General features: G+C 37.0%; 17 protein-coding genes and 1 pseudogene. 1 reads left to right on the top strand and 17 read right to left on the bottom strand.

Annotation, left to right across the window (positions count from 1 at the left end):
- Position 1: 1 nt before the first annotated feature.
- From J2S06_RS10415 to J2S06_RS10405, 3 genes are all read right to left on the bottom strand, one after another.
- On the bottom strand, positions 2 to 1,390 hold the full coding sequence (locus J2S06_RS10415) for an FAD-binding oxidoreductase (protein ID WP_419152240.1): 1,389 nt from the start codon (positions 1,388 to 1,390) through the stop codon (positions 2 to 4).
- A 332-nt stretch (positions 1,391 to 1,722) separates the two neighbouring features.
- Positions 1,723 to 2,154, bottom strand: coding sequence for a DUF4395 domain-containing protein (locus J2S06_RS10410; RefSeq protein ID WP_419152239.1), 432 nt, complete (start codon positions 2,152 to 2,154; stop codon positions 1,723 to 1,725).
- A gap of 203 nt (positions 2,155 to 2,357) precedes the next feature.
- Positions 2,358 to 3,317, bottom strand: coding sequence for an NAD(P)H-dependent flavin oxidoreductase (locus J2S06_RS10405; RefSeq protein WP_419152238.1), 960 nt, complete (start codon positions 3,315 to 3,317; stop codon positions 2,358 to 2,360).
- 73 nt (positions 3,318 to 3,390) lie between these two features.
- On the opposite strand from J2S06_RS10405, the gene J2S06_RS10400 reads away from it, so the two are divergent.
- Positions 3,391 to 3,909 (top strand): gamma carbonic anhydrase family protein, encoded by a 519-nt coding sequence (locus J2S06_RS10400; protein WP_419152237.1) that lies wholly within the window; start codon positions 3,391 to 3,393, stop codon positions 3,907 to 3,909.
- A 70-nt stretch (positions 3,910 to 3,979) separates the two neighbouring features.
- Here the strand turns inward: J2S06_RS10400 and paaX are convergent, their stop codons facing one another.
- From paaX to J2S06_RS10330, 14 genes and pseudogenes are all read right to left on the bottom strand, one after another.
- On the bottom strand, positions 3,980 to 4,858 hold the full coding sequence (paaX, locus tag J2S06_RS10395) for a phenylacetic acid degradation operon negative regulatory protein PaaX (RefSeq protein WP_044747441.1): 879 nt from the start codon (positions 4,856 to 4,858) through the stop codon (positions 3,980 to 3,982).
- A gap of 62 nt (positions 4,859 to 4,920) precedes the next feature.
- On the bottom strand, positions 4,921 to 5,697 hold the full coding sequence (locus tag J2S06_RS10390; RefSeq protein ID WP_419152236.1) for an enoyl-CoA hydratase-related protein: 777 nt from the start codon (positions 5,695 to 5,697) through the stop codon (positions 4,921 to 4,923).
- Positions 5,698 to 5,891: 194 nt separating this feature from the next.
- Positions 5,892 to 7,094, bottom strand: a complete 1,203-nt coding sequence (gene pcaF, locus J2S06_RS10385; RefSeq protein WP_044747443.1) for a 3-oxoadipyl-CoA thiolase — start codon at positions 7,092 to 7,094, stop codon at positions 5,892 to 5,894.
- Positions 7,091 to 7,960, bottom strand: coding sequence for a 3-hydroxyacyl-CoA dehydrogenase (locus tag J2S06_RS10380; protein WP_419152235.1), 870 nt, complete (start codon positions 7,958 to 7,960; stop codon positions 7,091 to 7,093). The genes pcaF and J2S06_RS10380 overlap by 4 nt, the downstream gene beginning before the upstream one ends.
- Positions 7,961 to 8,041: 81 nt before the next feature.
- Positions 8,042 to 9,559, bottom strand: a complete 1,518-nt coding sequence (locus tag J2S06_RS10375) for an aldehyde dehydrogenase family protein (protein WP_419152234.1) — start codon at positions 9,557 to 9,559, stop codon at positions 8,042 to 8,044.
- A gap of 15 nt (positions 9,560 to 9,574) precedes the next feature.
- Positions 9,575 to 10,351 (bottom strand): enoyl-CoA hydratase-related protein, encoded by a 777-nt coding sequence (locus tag J2S06_RS10370; RefSeq protein WP_419152233.1) that lies wholly within the window; start codon positions 10,349 to 10,351, stop codon positions 9,575 to 9,577.
- 12 nt (positions 10,352 to 10,363) lie between these two features.
- Positions 10,364 to 11,137 (bottom strand): enoyl-CoA hydratase/isomerase family protein, encoded by a 774-nt coding sequence (locus tag J2S06_RS10365; protein ID WP_419152232.1) that lies wholly within the window; start codon positions 11,135 to 11,137, stop codon positions 10,364 to 10,366.
- A complete protein-coding gene (locus J2S06_RS10360; RefSeq protein ID WP_419152231.1) occupies positions 11,134 to 11,439 on the bottom strand; it encodes an EthD family reductase in 306 nt (101 codons plus the stop codon). Before J2S06_RS10360 ends, J2S06_RS10365 begins: the two co-directional genes overlap by 4 nt.
- Before the next feature lie 16 nt (positions 11,440 to 11,455).
- A complete protein-coding gene (gene paaD, locus J2S06_RS10355; protein WP_044747449.1) occupies positions 11,456 to 11,962 on the bottom strand; it encodes a 1,2-phenylacetyl-CoA epoxidase subunit PaaD in 507 nt (168 codons plus the stop codon).
- A gap of 19 nt (positions 11,963 to 11,981) precedes the next feature.
- Entirely contained in the window at positions 11,982 to 12,794 is an 813-nt protein-coding gene (gene paaC / locus J2S06_RS10350) for a 1,2-phenylacetyl-CoA epoxidase subunit PaaC (protein ID WP_419152230.1), read from the bottom strand.
- Complete coding sequence (gene paaB / locus J2S06_RS10345) at positions 12,784 to 13,140, bottom strand: 1,2-phenylacetyl-CoA epoxidase subunit PaaB (RefSeq protein WP_419152229.1); 357 nt, start codon at positions 13,138 to 13,140, stop codon at positions 12,784 to 12,786. Before paaB ends, paaC begins: the two co-directional genes overlap by 11 nt.
- A gap of 24 nt (positions 13,141 to 13,164) precedes the next feature.
- Positions 13,165 to 14,109 (bottom strand): 1,2-phenylacetyl-CoA epoxidase subunit PaaA, encoded by a 945-nt coding sequence (paaA, locus tag J2S06_RS10340; RefSeq protein ID WP_419152228.1) that lies wholly within the window; start codon positions 14,107 to 14,109, stop codon positions 13,165 to 13,167.
- Positions 14,110 to 14,193: 84 nt separating this feature from the next.
- Positions 14,194 to 14,448, bottom strand: coding sequence for a ferredoxin (locus J2S06_RS10335; protein WP_044747453.1), 255 nt, complete (start codon positions 14,446 to 14,448; stop codon positions 14,194 to 14,196).
- A gap of 45 nt (positions 14,449 to 14,493) precedes the next feature.
- Positions 14,494 to 15,081 (bottom strand): annotated as a pseudogene (locus J2S06_RS10330) (NAD(P)/FAD-dependent oxidoreductase); the annotation flags it as partial.
- Positions 15,082 to 15,156 lie beyond the last annotated feature (75 nt).

Genomic DNA, 15,156 nt, shown 5'->3' with positions numbered 1-15,156 from the left:
TTCACTTCTCCTTCATTTTGATCATTTTATTTGGATTTAAAATCATATGAGGGTCAAGTGCTTGTTTAATTTTTTCCATCACATGCAGTGCTTTTCCATGTTCTTTTTCTAGATATTTTTGTTTACCGACACCTACCCCGTGTTCTCCTGTACAAGTTCCCCCACGTTCTAATGCATACATGACAATCGTTTCATTCAATTGATCTGCCCGTTTGATTTCGTCCAGATCATTCATATTAATCATTAACAGGGCATGAAAGTTGCCATCACCAACATGACCAAGAATGCCTCCTGTAAGCCCTAATGAATTCAATGCACTCCTTGCATGTTCAATTGCCCCCGCTAACTCTGAAATTGGTAAACAAACATCTGTCACCATTAGCTTTTTCCCTGGATAACCATGAACATAGGCGTAAGCTAAATTATGACGAGCTTCCCATAATCGATTTCGTGCAGCATGATCGCTTTCATATTCAATGCTTTCACAATTATGCTCCGCTACAATTTCTTTCATAAATTCGACATCTTGCTTTAAGCCTGCTTCATTGCCATGAAACTCTAAAAATAAAGTTGGACGTTCCTTATAATTAGTTTCACTGTACTTATTAACTTGTTTGATCGAATGTTCATCTACAAGTTCCACCCTAGCAATCGGTATCCCAGCTTGCAAAATGCTGACTACCGCTTTTACGGCATCATGAATGGATGGAAAGGATGCTCTTGCAGCTAAAATATATTCCGGAATTCCATAAACTCGCAATGTCAATTCGGTTATACAACCAAGCGTTCCTTCAGAACCGACAAATAAACCGTTTAAATGATAGCCTGATGACGATTTTGCTGCTAAATTCCCCGTATGAATCACCGTGCCATCGGCAAGAACAACTTCTAAATCACGCACTTGATCACGCATCACTCCATATTTAACAGATGTCGTACCACTTGCATTTGTTGCCGCCATACCGCCAAGTGTTGCGTCTGCTCCTGGATCGACTGAGAAAAACAAACCGTATTTCTTCAGTTCTTTATTTAATTGTGAGCGCGTCACTCCTGGCTGAACTTTTACAAGAAAATCATTTTCTCTAACCTCTAACACTTTATCCATAAGGGAAAAATCGATCGTGATCCCGTGATCATAAGGAATAACATGTCCTTCTAAACTTGACCCCCTGCCAAAAGGAACAACTGGTACTTTATATTGATTTGCTATTTTCATTACTTTACTAACTTCTTCTGTTGTCGTCGGAAACACAACAATATCAGGCAAACTAGGGGTATGATACGATTCATCTTTACTATGCTGTTCCAATATCGTTTGATTGTTCGTTACTCGGTCTTCTGGAATAAATTCTTTTAACGCCTCCATCAATTCTTCGACTGTTCTATTCATGCCGCTCTCCCCTTAATTCCTTGATATTTACAATGATAGAATGATTGTGTAATGCTAAAATTTTATTAAAAAGGTCACACCAATTTGTTTTTAATAAGAAATTGGTCCAATCTTTTTTTAAAATTGTACTAAATAATCTGAAAAAATCAATAATTGATTTTTTTAAAAATTTTAAGGGAAGTTGGCAATCAATGGACAACAAAAAGAAAAAAGGAAGGGAAATGTAACTCTCTTCCTTTCGAGCTCTGTTTTAGGGAACCTAACACCATTGAATGGTATTGGATCCTATAGATTGTTATGAAATGGGACTTTTTTTGTCATTATGTGATGTTTCAAACCTGTTTAGAAGTTCTTCTATGGCGATATTGAATCCACTGATAGCGAATAAAGCACCCTATACAAAATCCGAGAATGGCTATAAAAGCTGCTAACGCAACCATTGCTGTAAAAATATATGCCAAAACCATTGTTTTGTTTATATAACCGACTAAACCTATTGCTATACATATGACAGCAATCTTTTGATTGAATTGCTGTTGATCATAGTCTTCCGGTATATATTGAGAAGGATGTTTCTTCAAAAATAACTTGGCGAATCGCATAACGGGATTAAAGTTAAAAAACAGTCCTAATAAACCCGCAACTAATGGAGGTACAAGAAACCACTCTTCGTTAGTTACCCAAGTTAGCACGACACTTAAAACAATAAACCATTGATTTGTCCGTACTAAAGGCCGAGGAATGGTGCCATTAACTTGTGCCATTACAATCCCAACCTTTCTTATATGTTTATATGTATTTTATAATTGTTTAACGATTTTGTGAAGTAATTAAACTTGAATGGTCTTACAGATTTTTAGATAAAAAAGAAGACAAGTGCGACAAAGGTTTTCTCTTTCGCACTTGCCTTTTTCGTTACCTTTCAATTATTGATTCATCTACACTAGGATACATCAATTGTTTTTCTTTATTCGTAATATTTGAATGAATGATAAATATGGTTTATTTGTTCTTTTGCTTCTTCCATTATCTTTGTTATAACCTCTTTGACTGTTGGGATGTCTTCGATTAATCCTGCAACTTGTCCACTATTTACATAGCCTCGTTTTAAATCTCCCTCGATTGCTCCTTTTAAATGATAAGTTTCACTTGTTTTTTCATTAAACTGTTCAAGGGTCATTCCTTCTTTTTCCTCTTGCAATAGTCTTTCTGTATAATCTGCCTTGATCACTCTTCTCACTTTACCAACTGAACGCCCAATGATGACCGTTTCATTCTCTGATGATTGTAATATTTTTTGCTTATACACTTCATGAAATGGAGCTTCCTTTGTGGCAATAAACCTTGTACCCATTTGAACACCTTGTGCGCCGAGCATCAGTGCAGCAGCTAATCCTTTCCCATCCGCTACTCCACCGGCAGCAACGACTGGGATATTTACATTTTTTGTGATTTGAGGGATTAGTGTAAAAGTTGTTAACTCTAATTCTGAATTAATACCTGCTGCTTCAAAACCTTCTGCTACTAAAATGTCTGCTCCGGCCTGCTCGGCTTTCTTTGCGTGTTTCACAGATGCAACGATCGCAATAACTTTTATATTATTTTCATGAAGAATAGGAATATATGGGGATGGATTTCCCGCAGATAAAGATACAGCTTTTACTTGATGTTTAATAGCTAGTTCTATTAACTGCTTCGTATACGTTGAAACATTAATCGGGATATTAATGGAAAATGGGTTATTCGTTCTTTCTTTTGTCTCAATTATTATTTTTTCAACCTCTTCAGGTTTCATTGTCCCACAGCCAATTGTACCAAGTCCGCCAGCCTCTGAAACAGCTGCAGTTAATGGTGCATTGCTAATATTCCCCATTCCCCCTTGAAAAATCGGATATGAAATGGACAATATTTCAGAAATATGTTTCATCATTTATCCTCCCGCTAAAAAATTGTTATAATAAAAACGAAACATTTAGATTATATCGAATGAGGTGAACGTTTTGAAAATTGAATTTAATAACTGCTGCCCTAAGCTGCATCCTACAGTTTTTGTCGCCCCAGGAGCTTATTTAATTGGAGATGTATCAGTAGGAAAAGAATCTACCATTTGGTTCAATTCTGTTTTACGCGCTGATGAAGGGGCTATTACCATTGGTGAACGATGCAGTATACAAGATAACTCTACTATCCATCTATATGAAGGTTGTCCGGTTCAAATCGAAGATGAAGTAACAGTTGGACATAACGTTATATTGCATGGATGTAAGATCGGCAAACGCTCGATCATCGGTATGGGGTCGACTATTTTAGACCGTGCGGAAATAGGGGAAGAATGTATTATTGGCGCAAATACTCTCATTCCTCCTGGGAAAAAAATTCCCCCTCGTTCCCTTGTTGTTGGTTCACCTGGAAAAGTAGTACGCGAATTAAATGAGAAAGATTTGGAATTGATTCAGTTATCTATTGATACTTATGTGCAAAAAGGAAAAGATTATTCTTCTACTTTAAAATTGGGCTAGAGGCTGTCCCATATGTGTCTGACCTCACGAAAACGAACACAATGTACTGTGGGGTCTGACTCTGACAGCCTTAGTTGATGATATACGGATGATCCTTTGCATCATAATCCTCATCTTTTTTTCGCATATCGTTATCTGCTTCAAATACACTCTCAAAAAATCTGCTCGCTGGAACGGCTAATAATTTATAATACTGACTAAATAAGTGGGCAGCATGGTTTCCGCTCCATAATGGCGGTAATAATTCTTTAGGTAAACCTGGATCGATAAATAAAAACTTTCGGTACTCGTGCACTAATTTTGTTCTTTCTACAAAACATTCTGCATCTGTCATTTTTCCTTCATTTATAATGCTTTCATGGATAATATAATGCTTTCCATATGTAGATATAAATTCATCATATTTTTTTTCTATTTCTTCAAGCTGCCAGCTTCTTTCTACAATGGAGTGATTGTCTCTCGGGCCTAAATATTCAGATACAAAAAAATCAACATACGGATCAATTTCATACTTTTCAATTAATAGTTTTACCTCTTTTTCTAAATCATTCGGGGAAATCCAGCATCCATTAGAAAAATTTCCAAATCCACTCCAAAGCAATTCTTTTCTCAAATCATCGCGAATATGTCTTTTTTCTTCTGGAATGGTGTACATGAGTATTCTCCATTTTCCATCCCACTTATGTGGAGACAGTTTAAAAATTCTTCGTCCAGCTTCGTCGATTCGATTCACTCCACGTTTTGTTAAAAAATAATAGCTTTTATTTCCTTCTTTTTGTGATTGAAGCCATCCTTGTTTAACCATTCTTGAAACAGCAACGCGAACCGCTTGCTCATTATGGCCGAACTCTTTTAGCAAACGAATTAAACTTCCGATCCAAATTTTATTCCCATAATGACGAATATAATCCCCAAAGAGTGTAAAAATCATAGATTGCGTATTTGCCATAAATATGTCACTCTCTCTATACACTTTTCCTTTTTTATTATTCATTATAATGGAAAAGCGGCTTATTTCCCAATAAATTTTGGTGTTCTCTTTTCACTAAAGGCTTTTAATGCTTCCACTCTATCTTGAGTAGGGATTGTTAACTCGTATGCTTTCGCTTCAATGGCAAGGCCTGTTTGTAAATCTGTGTTCATTCCTTGTTGAATCGCAAATTTCGCCTGTCTTAAAGCAATCGGACCGTTTTTTAACATTTCCGCCGCAAAACTTTCACAAGCATCCATCAGTTCTTCTTTTTTCACTACCTTTGTTAAAATACCTAATTCATACGCTTCTTCTGCTGTTATTTTTCTAGCGGTAAAAATTAGTTCCTTCGCTTTATTTTCCCCTATTAATCTCGGCAATCGCTGTGTTCCGCCAGCACCAGGAATGATCGCCCAGCTCGTTTCCGTTAAGCCCATTTGTGCACCTTCCACCGCAATGGCAAAATCACATGCAAGCAATAATTCGAACCCCCCACCTAATGCAAATCCGTTTACTGCGGCAATAGTAGGCTGCGGCAAATAAGCAATACTATTGAAAACATCTCTAATGGCTTTCACATTTCTTCTTACTTCTGATTCGGTTAAATTCTTCCGTTCTTTTAAATCTGCTCCTGCACTAAACGCTTTTTCGCCAGCACCTGTAAAAATAACGATTTTAATTTCGTCACTAATGTGTATAGATTGAACTGTTTCTTCTAGTTCGCATAAAGTTTCATAATTAAAACAATTTAATGATTCAGGTCGATTGATCGTTACATAAGCGATATGATTTTTCACTTCTTGTTTGATATATTTCATGGTCACTCATTTCCTTTCATTTAATAATTAGCCCTTGCACTTAAAGTGGCAAGGGCTTTCATATTCCATGATTTCGTAAAGCTGTTTTTCATAAACTTTGTTGCTTTTCGACTGTCTATAACAGCCGAAAAGCTATCGTTAAGCAGCAATCTATTAAAAAAAGAGCCTATCGTAAAGATTCATGTAAACAAGTCTTATTTTATATTTTCTACAATTGCTGCAATTCCTTGACCTACTCCAATACACATCGTAGCTAGTCCGTATTTAGATTCTCTTCGTTTCATTTCATAAATAAGAGTCGTTAAAATTCTTGCACCGCTTGCGCCTAATGGATGTCCTAATGCAATGGCTCCACCATTTACATTCACTTTCTCTTTATCAATCTTCAACTCTCTTATACATTGAATCGACTGAGAAGCAAATGCCTCATTGAGTTCTATTAAATCAATGTCTTCGATCGTTAAATTTGCTCTTTTTAACGCTTTTCTAGTTGCGAATATTGGCCCTAAGCCCATAACAGCTGGCTCTAAACCGGCTGTTGCTCCGACAATATATTTCACAAGTGGTTTTAACCCTAATTCTTTCGCTTTTTCTGCACTCATCATTAACAGAGCTGAAGCACCATCATTCACCCCTGATGCATTTCCTGCTGTAACTGTACCACCTTCAAATAACGGTTTTAATTTCGATAATTTTTCCAACGATGTATCTGGACGAGGATGTTCATCTTTATCAACTACTGTTTTATTCCCCTTTTTATCCGTTACTTTAACAGGTATGATTTCTTGAGCAAATTTGTTTTCTTCCACAGCTCGTTTTGTCCGCATTTGGCTTTCAAATGCAAATTCATCTTGTTCTTCTCTACTAATTTGATAACGCTTTGCCACATTTTCAGCTGTTTCAGGCATAGAATCTACACCATACATTTCTTTTAGTTTCGGATTAATAAAACGCCAGCCAATTGTTGTATCAAATAATTCCATTGATCCTCTAGGGAAATCTACTTCAGGCTTTGCCATAACAAATGGAGCACGGGTCATGCTTTCGGTACCACCAGCAATGAAAATATCGCCTTCTCCTACCGCAATCGCTCTTGCTGCATAGAGCACAGCATCTAATCCAGAGCCGCATAATCTATTGATTGTCGTCCCCCCGACTTCAATTGGCAACCCTGATAATAACGCTGACATTCTGGCTACATTTCGATTATCTTCACCTGCTTGATTAGCATTTCCTAATACGACATCTTCTATTTGATCGACTGGCAATGATGGATTTCTCTCCAACAATGCTTTAATGACAATGGCACCTAAATCATCTGGACGAACATTTTTTAATGCACCTTTATACCTTCCAATTGGTGTTCTCACGGCATCAACAATCACTACTTCTCTCATTTTTTGCCCTCTTTCTCATTAGTATAGTCATATACTCCTTTGCCTGTTTTCCGGCCTAGTCTTCCAGCTTTTACATACTGTTCTAGTAATGGGGCTGGCCGATATTTCTCTCCTAGTTTCTCATGCAAATATTTTAAGTTATTTAATCGGGCGTCTAATCCTACTAAATCGACTAGTTCAAACGGGCCCATTGGAAAATTAAGTCCTAATTTAATAGCCTTATCAATATCTTCTGGCGTCCCTAAGCCTTCTTGAAGCATATAAAAAGCTTCGTTTCCAATTAATGCACTGATACGACTCGTTACAAAACCAGGGAATTCGTTTATAACTACCGTTTCCTTCCCCATCTTTTCTGCTACTTGTTTTATCGTTTCAACTGTTTCCTTATTCGTTTCTAGCCCGCATATAATTTCAACAAGCGGCATTTTATGAACGGGGTTAAAGAAATGCATGGCAATTGTTCTCTCTGGACGTTTCGCATAAGAAGCGATTTCAGTAGGACTCATTGTGGAAGTATTTGTTGCGAACAAACAATGTTTAGGTGCTGCTAATTCCAGCGTTTCAAACACTTGTTTTTTAATCTCTGCTTTTTCCGGAACGGCCTCTATGACTAAATCAGCTGTTTTAGCACTCTCCTCTAAGCTTATGCTATAAACTAAACCTTCTTTTATGTGTGATGCTTGCTCTTCTGTTATTTTATTACGCGATAATCCTTTCTCTGTTATTTTTTCTATTTCTTGTTTAGCGCCTTGTAATGCACTTTCATTTATATCGACCAAAGTTACATGATATCCGGCAGACGCTCCTACATAAGCAATGCCTCTTCCCATTACTCCGGAGCCTACTACAACAATATGTTGGACCATCGTCATTCCTCCTTCGTCTTCACAAGATACAAATAATAAGTACGAATAGATAACCTTCTCTATTCGTACTTATTTATTGTTTTACACGCCTAATGGATTTAATGGACGGCTTCCATAGTAAGATAAAATACTTTTTGTTTCTGTGTATAAGTCAAGGGTTTCGATACAAAGCTCTCGCCCGAAGCCTGATTGTTTATAGCCGCCAAACGGAGTCCCTGGAAATGCTGAAAACGGACAATTAATCATGACAATTCCTGCTTGAATTTGATTGGCTACTCGTGTAGCCTTTGCTCCATCTTTCGTCCAGATTGCAGACCCTAAACCGTATTCAGTATCATTTGCTAATTTGATCACTTCTTTTTCGTCTTTAAATTTCATGACTACCACTACTGGACCAAAGATTTCTTCTCTCACAACTTTCATATCATGAGTGACATTCGTGATGATCGTTGGTTCATACCAAAAACCGTTTTCAAACCCTTCTACTTTTGCAGGCTTTCCACCTACGACAATTTCGGCTCCATCTTCTCTGGCTGATTGGACATAGCTATCGATGACATTTAGTTGTTTTTGATCGATAATAGCTCCTACTTGTGTATCTTTATCAAATGGATTTCCAAGCTTTAACTTTTTCGTTTTTTCGATAAACTTCGTCATAAATTCATCATAAATGTTTTCGTGTACATAAAGACGTGAGCGTGCTTCACAAGATTGACCTGTATTATAAAAAATTCCGAATAATGAGCCATCGACAGCCGCATCAAGATCAGCATCGTCAAAAACAATATTCGGTGATTTTCCACCAAGTTCTAGAGTGATACGTTTTAAAGTTTGCGATGCTTTTTCCATGATGTTTCTTCCTACAGGAGTTGATCCTGTAAAAGCTACTTTATCTACCTTCGGATGCTGTACTAAATAATCGCCAACATCTGCACCTGATCCTGGAACAATATTGACTACCCCTTCAGGTACTCCAGCTTCTATACAAATTTCTCCTAATACAATAGCTGTTAAAGGTGTAAGAGAAGCAGGCTTCACGATAACTGAACACCCTACTGCGATAGCCGGCGCAATTTTCCATGCAGCCATCATAAGTGGATAATTCCAAGGAATAATTTGAGCACATACTCCTACTGGTTCTTTTTCTGTATAGTTGTGGAATTGTCCTGGCACATTATTGACGACACCACGATGACCAACGATAGCTCCAGCATAAAATTCAAAATCTTCAATCGCCTGCATAATTTGTCCTTGAGCAGCATGAAGAGATTTTCCCGTATCTAAAATCTCTAATTCTACTAATTCGTCAAAACGTGAGCGCATGATAGCGGCGATTTTATTTAATATTTTCGCTCGACGACCTACAGGGTATTTTTTCCATTTCCCGTGGTCAAAAGCGTTACGTGCAGCTTCTACTGCTTTTTCGACATCTTCTTTCGATGCCTTTGCTACTTCAGCAACTCGTTCTCCCGTTGCTGGGTTATATGTTGAAAATCTTTCATTATTAACGCTATCTACCTTTTCGCCATTGATGATCAGCTGGTAATAATCGCGTTTTAATGATGTTTGTTCTTTATTTACTTCATGAGTAGCAGTCATCCTTTTTCACTCCTTTTATTTTCCGGTGAATATTGGTTTTCTTTTTTGTAAAAAGGCTTCAATTCCTTCATGATGATCTTTCGTTAGCCCGGCTATTGTTTGCCCTTCTGCCTCTTTCTCCAAAAATTCATCGAATGAAAGAGAAGAAGATAGTTGTATATATTTTTTTATTAATCCGATTGTTTTCGTTGGACTGTTCGCTAACCTGTCAGAAAATAATTTCACTTCATTGAGCCAGTCTTGTTCTGGAAACACTTTATTAGCAAGGCCTAATCTCATTGCTTCGTCAGCATTGATTTTCTCTCCTAATATCGAAATCTCTGCTGCTTTAGCTTCACCTACTAATTTTGTAAGAAAATAAAGGTTTCCAGAATCAGGTATTAATCCAACGTGAATAAATGCATTTATGAAACTTGCTTTTTCACTCATTAGTCGAAAATCGCACGCTAATGCTAGACTAAATCCTGCTCCAGCTGCTACTCCGTTGACAGCAGCTATAATTGGCTTTTCGCATTTCCTAATTTGTTTTACCATTGGGACATAATGATTGCGCAACACGTCCCCTAACTTTGTACCTTCTTTTACTTCTGAAAGATCTTGCCCCGAACAAAAGGCTCTTCCCTCTCCAGTTATGACAACACATCTAACGCTTTCATCATTAGAAGCCTGTTTGATTGCATCTTTTATTTCATGATTCATTTGAGACGTAAAAGCATTCAATTTGTTAGGTCTGTTTAACCGCAGCCATGCTACCTGATTTTCCACTTCATAAATGATCGTTTCAAATGTCATCCTTATCATTCCTTATTTTCCTTTAAAATTAGGTTTTCTTTTTTCTATGAATGCTTCCATACCTTCTTTTTGATCTTCTGAAGAAAAAAGAATATAGAAATTTTTTCTTTCATATTGCATCCCTTCATATAATGGGTAATCCACCGCTTTATTGACTGCATCTTTAATCAGACGTACTGCCAGCGGAGGCTGTTTTGCTAATCTTTTAGCAAATCTCATCACTTCTTCATCTAATAGCTCTAATGCAACGATGCGGTTAATAATGCCATATTGAAGGGCCTTTTCGGCAGAAACTCTTTCTCCTAGCCACAGCCATTCTAACGCTTTTGTTCTGCCAACAAGCTTTGTCAGACGCTGTGTTCCTCCTGCTCCAGGCATGACTCCTAAATTTACTTCAGGAAATGCAAATTCTGTCCCTTCTGCAGCAATTAAAATGTCGCAACAAAGGGCTAGCTCAAAACCACCACCAAACACAAACCCTTTCACAGCCCCTATAATCGGCTTTTTAATTAGGGAGAGACGATCCCAATCAGCAAACTGATTCAATAATTCAAGGTGTATCGTAGTATCTTGCGACATTTCATGAATATCCGCACCAGATGAAAACGCCCGCCCTTTTCCTCGTAATAAAATAACCCTAACCTCTTCTTCTTGATCAAACGCTTCCATTGCTTCTACTATTTCTCTTACCATCCTGCGATTAAGAGAATTGTATTGTTTAGGTCTATTTAGCTCAATAATGCCGATTTGATCATCTTGAAAGGTTTCTAAATATTGAAAGTTCATTCTTCTTCTTCTCCAATAATGAGTGTTACAATGTCTTTTGCAAAACTCATTAAATCTTTTGCAGAAGCTTTTCCTTCTTCAGAACGCATTCCTTTTTTCATCGCATCGTAATCTTCATAATACATTTCACACATTAAGTAATATTCACTTACATCTCCCATTGGTGTTGTACTAAATTTTGTGACTTTCATTTTTTTGAGCCCAGGAATTTTTTTTGTAATCGGAACGTGTACATTGAAATAATGTTCATCAAATTTTTCCTTATCTTCTGGTTGTTTATATAAAGCAACTAATTTAACCATTTTATTCCTCCTATTCTTACATTAAATTAGAAATTGGTTTCATCGCTTCAAAAGGATTTTTACAGCTTTTGCAATATAAAATACTTCTGCAAGCAGTCGGACCAAAAATATTTTCTATTGTTACATAGGTTGAGCCGCAATATGGACAGTCGACTTCCCATAATCCGTCTTCTTTTATATGACGAGGTGGTGGAGCGATTCCAAATTTTTTTAGTCCTTCTTTGCCTTTGGTCGTAATACGATCAGATGTCCAAGGCGGATCATAAATAAACTCTACTTTTACAACTACAGAACGAAACTGTTCTTTTATCGTTTTGACAATATTGTTTTTAATAATGTCTAAAGCTGGACATCCTAAAAAGGTTGGCAAAAGCTGAATCGTTAATTGCTGATGTTGAATGTCAATGTTCTCTACCATCCCTAAGTCAATAATACTTACCGTATTAATTTCTGGATCCTTTATTTCTTCGAGCAATTGCCAAACATCCTTCTCTGAAATTGTGACATTTTTCGCTTCCACCATTTCCACCTCCTTCTAGCACTTACCATGCTGTATTCGTGTCTAGACGATACACCTCAGAAAGAGTAACAAGAGCAGATTCAATTTCTTCGGTATGTTCCCCATTTCTTCCGTTTAATGAATATTTATTTGGAATATTAGGAAGAGGGATTTGTAAAGAGCGGCAAACTTTTTCCATTTCTTGCATCCATCTTTCTTTTAACGTTTCTTCATCTTCGATTAATTTCAATTCATATATCTTTTCTGCTTTTTCCCCGCATGAGAACAAATCGCCTAAATCTTTTTCTACTTTACCTATGGCTTCCTTCATCCTCTGCTTAGCTTCATCCGTTGCACTTAATAATTGGACAAACCACGTTCTCCAATGAAGCAAGTGATAATAAAGCTCCATTTTCACTTTTCTTGCAATATCTACTAACGGTTCATATGAGCTTTGCGTTAAAGAATCTATTTTTATGTTTTTCGCTAGTGTGTAAAAATAATTTCTTACTACGGCATAGGCCCAATCATATTTCGGGGTATCCTTATAAAATCCTTCTCCATTGACACGTTCAACTAAAATACAATTTCTCCGTTCATGACTAGGACGTAAATGAGCTAATTCGTCCGCAGTACGGCTTTCAAGATTAGCTATTAATTCGTAATACATCGCTGCGTGCCCCATTGTATCTTGGCTTATAGATGAAAAGGCGATATCTTCCTCAATATGAGGAGCTAATCCAAGCCATTCAGAGCCTCGATAAGAAAATAGAAAATCATCATCTGCCAGCTGAAATAATAGTTCCTTAATATGCTCCTTGTGTACTGGATCTAATATTTTTTCTTTATCGCTCATTTTTTCCACCTCCTGCCCAAGACAAGATTTCTTTTTCATCAAACATTTTTTGCTCGTAGTGTCTCCATTTTTTCTTTAAATAGCCATAACCTTTTGTATTTCGATAATCTTTATTATCTAGCCGCTGCAGCGTCTTTTTCTCTTCTTGGCTAAGTGAACGAATATCTTTTCGATTTACAACCCATATATCTACAACAGGCTCCCGTCTCATAAAATTCTCTTGAGCCATGATAATAGCAATCTCTTTATTAGGAGCTAATAAACTAAATTGATGTTGTAATGGCGAAGTGGGCGTACGTCTACTGAAAACTTCAAATTCTTGATAAAAAGTTTTTTCTGCTTCCATTGTTCTTCTCTCCTTTCGTCTATGTTATTGTGCCTGCAATGCCTCACGAACCCATGCGTTTGTTTCATAAGATACACGGCGTAAGTTTAAACGCGCTTGTGAACAAGGGCCTTGGTTTCTAATAATTTTCTTAAATTCATTCCAATCAGGCTGCTTGTAAACCCATTTTTCATTTTCTTCATCATAATGCATCGTCGGATCAGGAATGGTTAATCCTAGAGACTTTATTCTTGGAATATATTTTGTGAAGAAGCTCTGTCTTAGTTCTTCATTATTTTTCGTTCTAATTTTGTATTTAATGGTAATATCTTGTTTAGAGCTTCCCGTTGTATCACTGCTTGCAGGACCGAAAAACATGAGCAATGCTTCCCACCAACGATTTAATGCATCTTGAAGCATTTCGCGCTGCTCTTCTGTTCCTTCTGCCAAAGCCATAATAATCGCTTCACCGTGTTGGGCATGGAATACTTCTTCCGCACAAATTCGTTGCAATGCTCTAGCATAAGGACCATATGAAGCATTCAGCATGTTCGTTTGTGTAATAATGGCTGCACCATCGACTAGCCATCCGATTAAGCCTGCATCAGCCCAAGTTCTTGCTTCCATATGAAAAACGTTATGGAATTTTAGTCTTTCTTCGAATAAATCATTCATGATATCTGCGCGATTCTTGCCATATGGCTTTAATAAATCCTCAGCTACTCGCAATAGTAATTGCCCGTGTCCCATTTCATCTTGTACCTTCGCCATAATTCCAAGCTTTCTGCGGAGGGATGGGGCTTTTGGCACCCATTCCTTTTCAGGTAATGCTCCCATAATTTCACTAATCCCATGCATGGAAATTAATTTAATAAGTGCCATTCTATACTCATCAGGCATCCAGTCATTTGCTTCGATTTTATCCCCTGCATGAATACGTTCTTCAAACTCTTTTAATTTTTCCTTTTCACTTTTTAGGGTCGCAACCATTTTATAACCACCTCTATATATAACGATTATTTAACGTAATTATATTTTATTGTTATATAAAAAGCAATAAAAATTCTGACTTTTTTAAAAAGAAGGCTCTTTTTCCTTCCCTGCACTTAAAGGAGCGGTTCTTACTTTAATCGATTCAGTTGGGCATCCTTCAGCTGCATCCTCTAAATCATCATATAATTCTTCCGGTACTTCCTCAATTCCTTGATTTTCATCTAGTATCACGTAAGCTAAACCTTCATCATTATAATCAAATATTTCTGGCGCACATGCTCCACATGACCCGCAAGCAATACATGTATCTTGATCGACAAAAACGTATTTAGCCACTTTAATTCCTCCTTGTCGTGATTTAAAAATATCAAAATCTTTTTCTCATGCTTTTCCCATTATGCTTGTGCTATGAAGCGGTTGAACCTTCGCCGTTGGATCTACATATACTTTCGCATTACTCACTGCAATTGGCGCTTCCCCAAAACCAGTAGCAATTAGTTTGACCTTTCCTTCATACGTACAAATATCCCCAACTGCATAAACACCTTTAATATTCGTTTCCATTCTAGAATTTACAACGATAGAGTTTTTTTCAATATTTAAACCCCATTCTTTAATTGGACCTAATGAAGAAATAAACCCATAGTTTACGATAACTTCATCCACTTGTATTATTTTTTCTTCCTTTGTTTTTACTTCTTCTAGAACTACTTTTTCAATTTGATTTTCCCCGATTAAATCTTTTAATACATATGGAGTTAACACTTGAACAGAAGATCGCATCAATGTTTCTACACTATTCTCATGAGCACGGAATTTGTCTCTTCTATGAGCTAAAAATACTTCCTGAGCAACAGGCTCTAACATCAGCGCCCAATCTACAGCAGAGTCACCGCCGCCAAATAATTGGACTCTTTTCCCTTTAAAGCTAGACAAATCTTTTACAAAAGAATGAATTTCATAATTCTTAGCCCTTGTCCTCCAACGAGTTCAAGAAATTAAAAAAGAAGCACCTCCCCAAATCTTGTATAATGGTCATAGACA

The organism is Bacillus alveayuensis, from assembly GCA_030812955.1.
In the GTDB taxonomy this organism is placed as follows: domain Bacteria; phylum Bacillota; class Bacilli; order Bacillales; family Aeribacillaceae; genus Bacillus_CB; species Bacillus_CB alveayuensis.
This window is presented reverse-complemented; position numbering and strand designations above follow the sequence as displayed.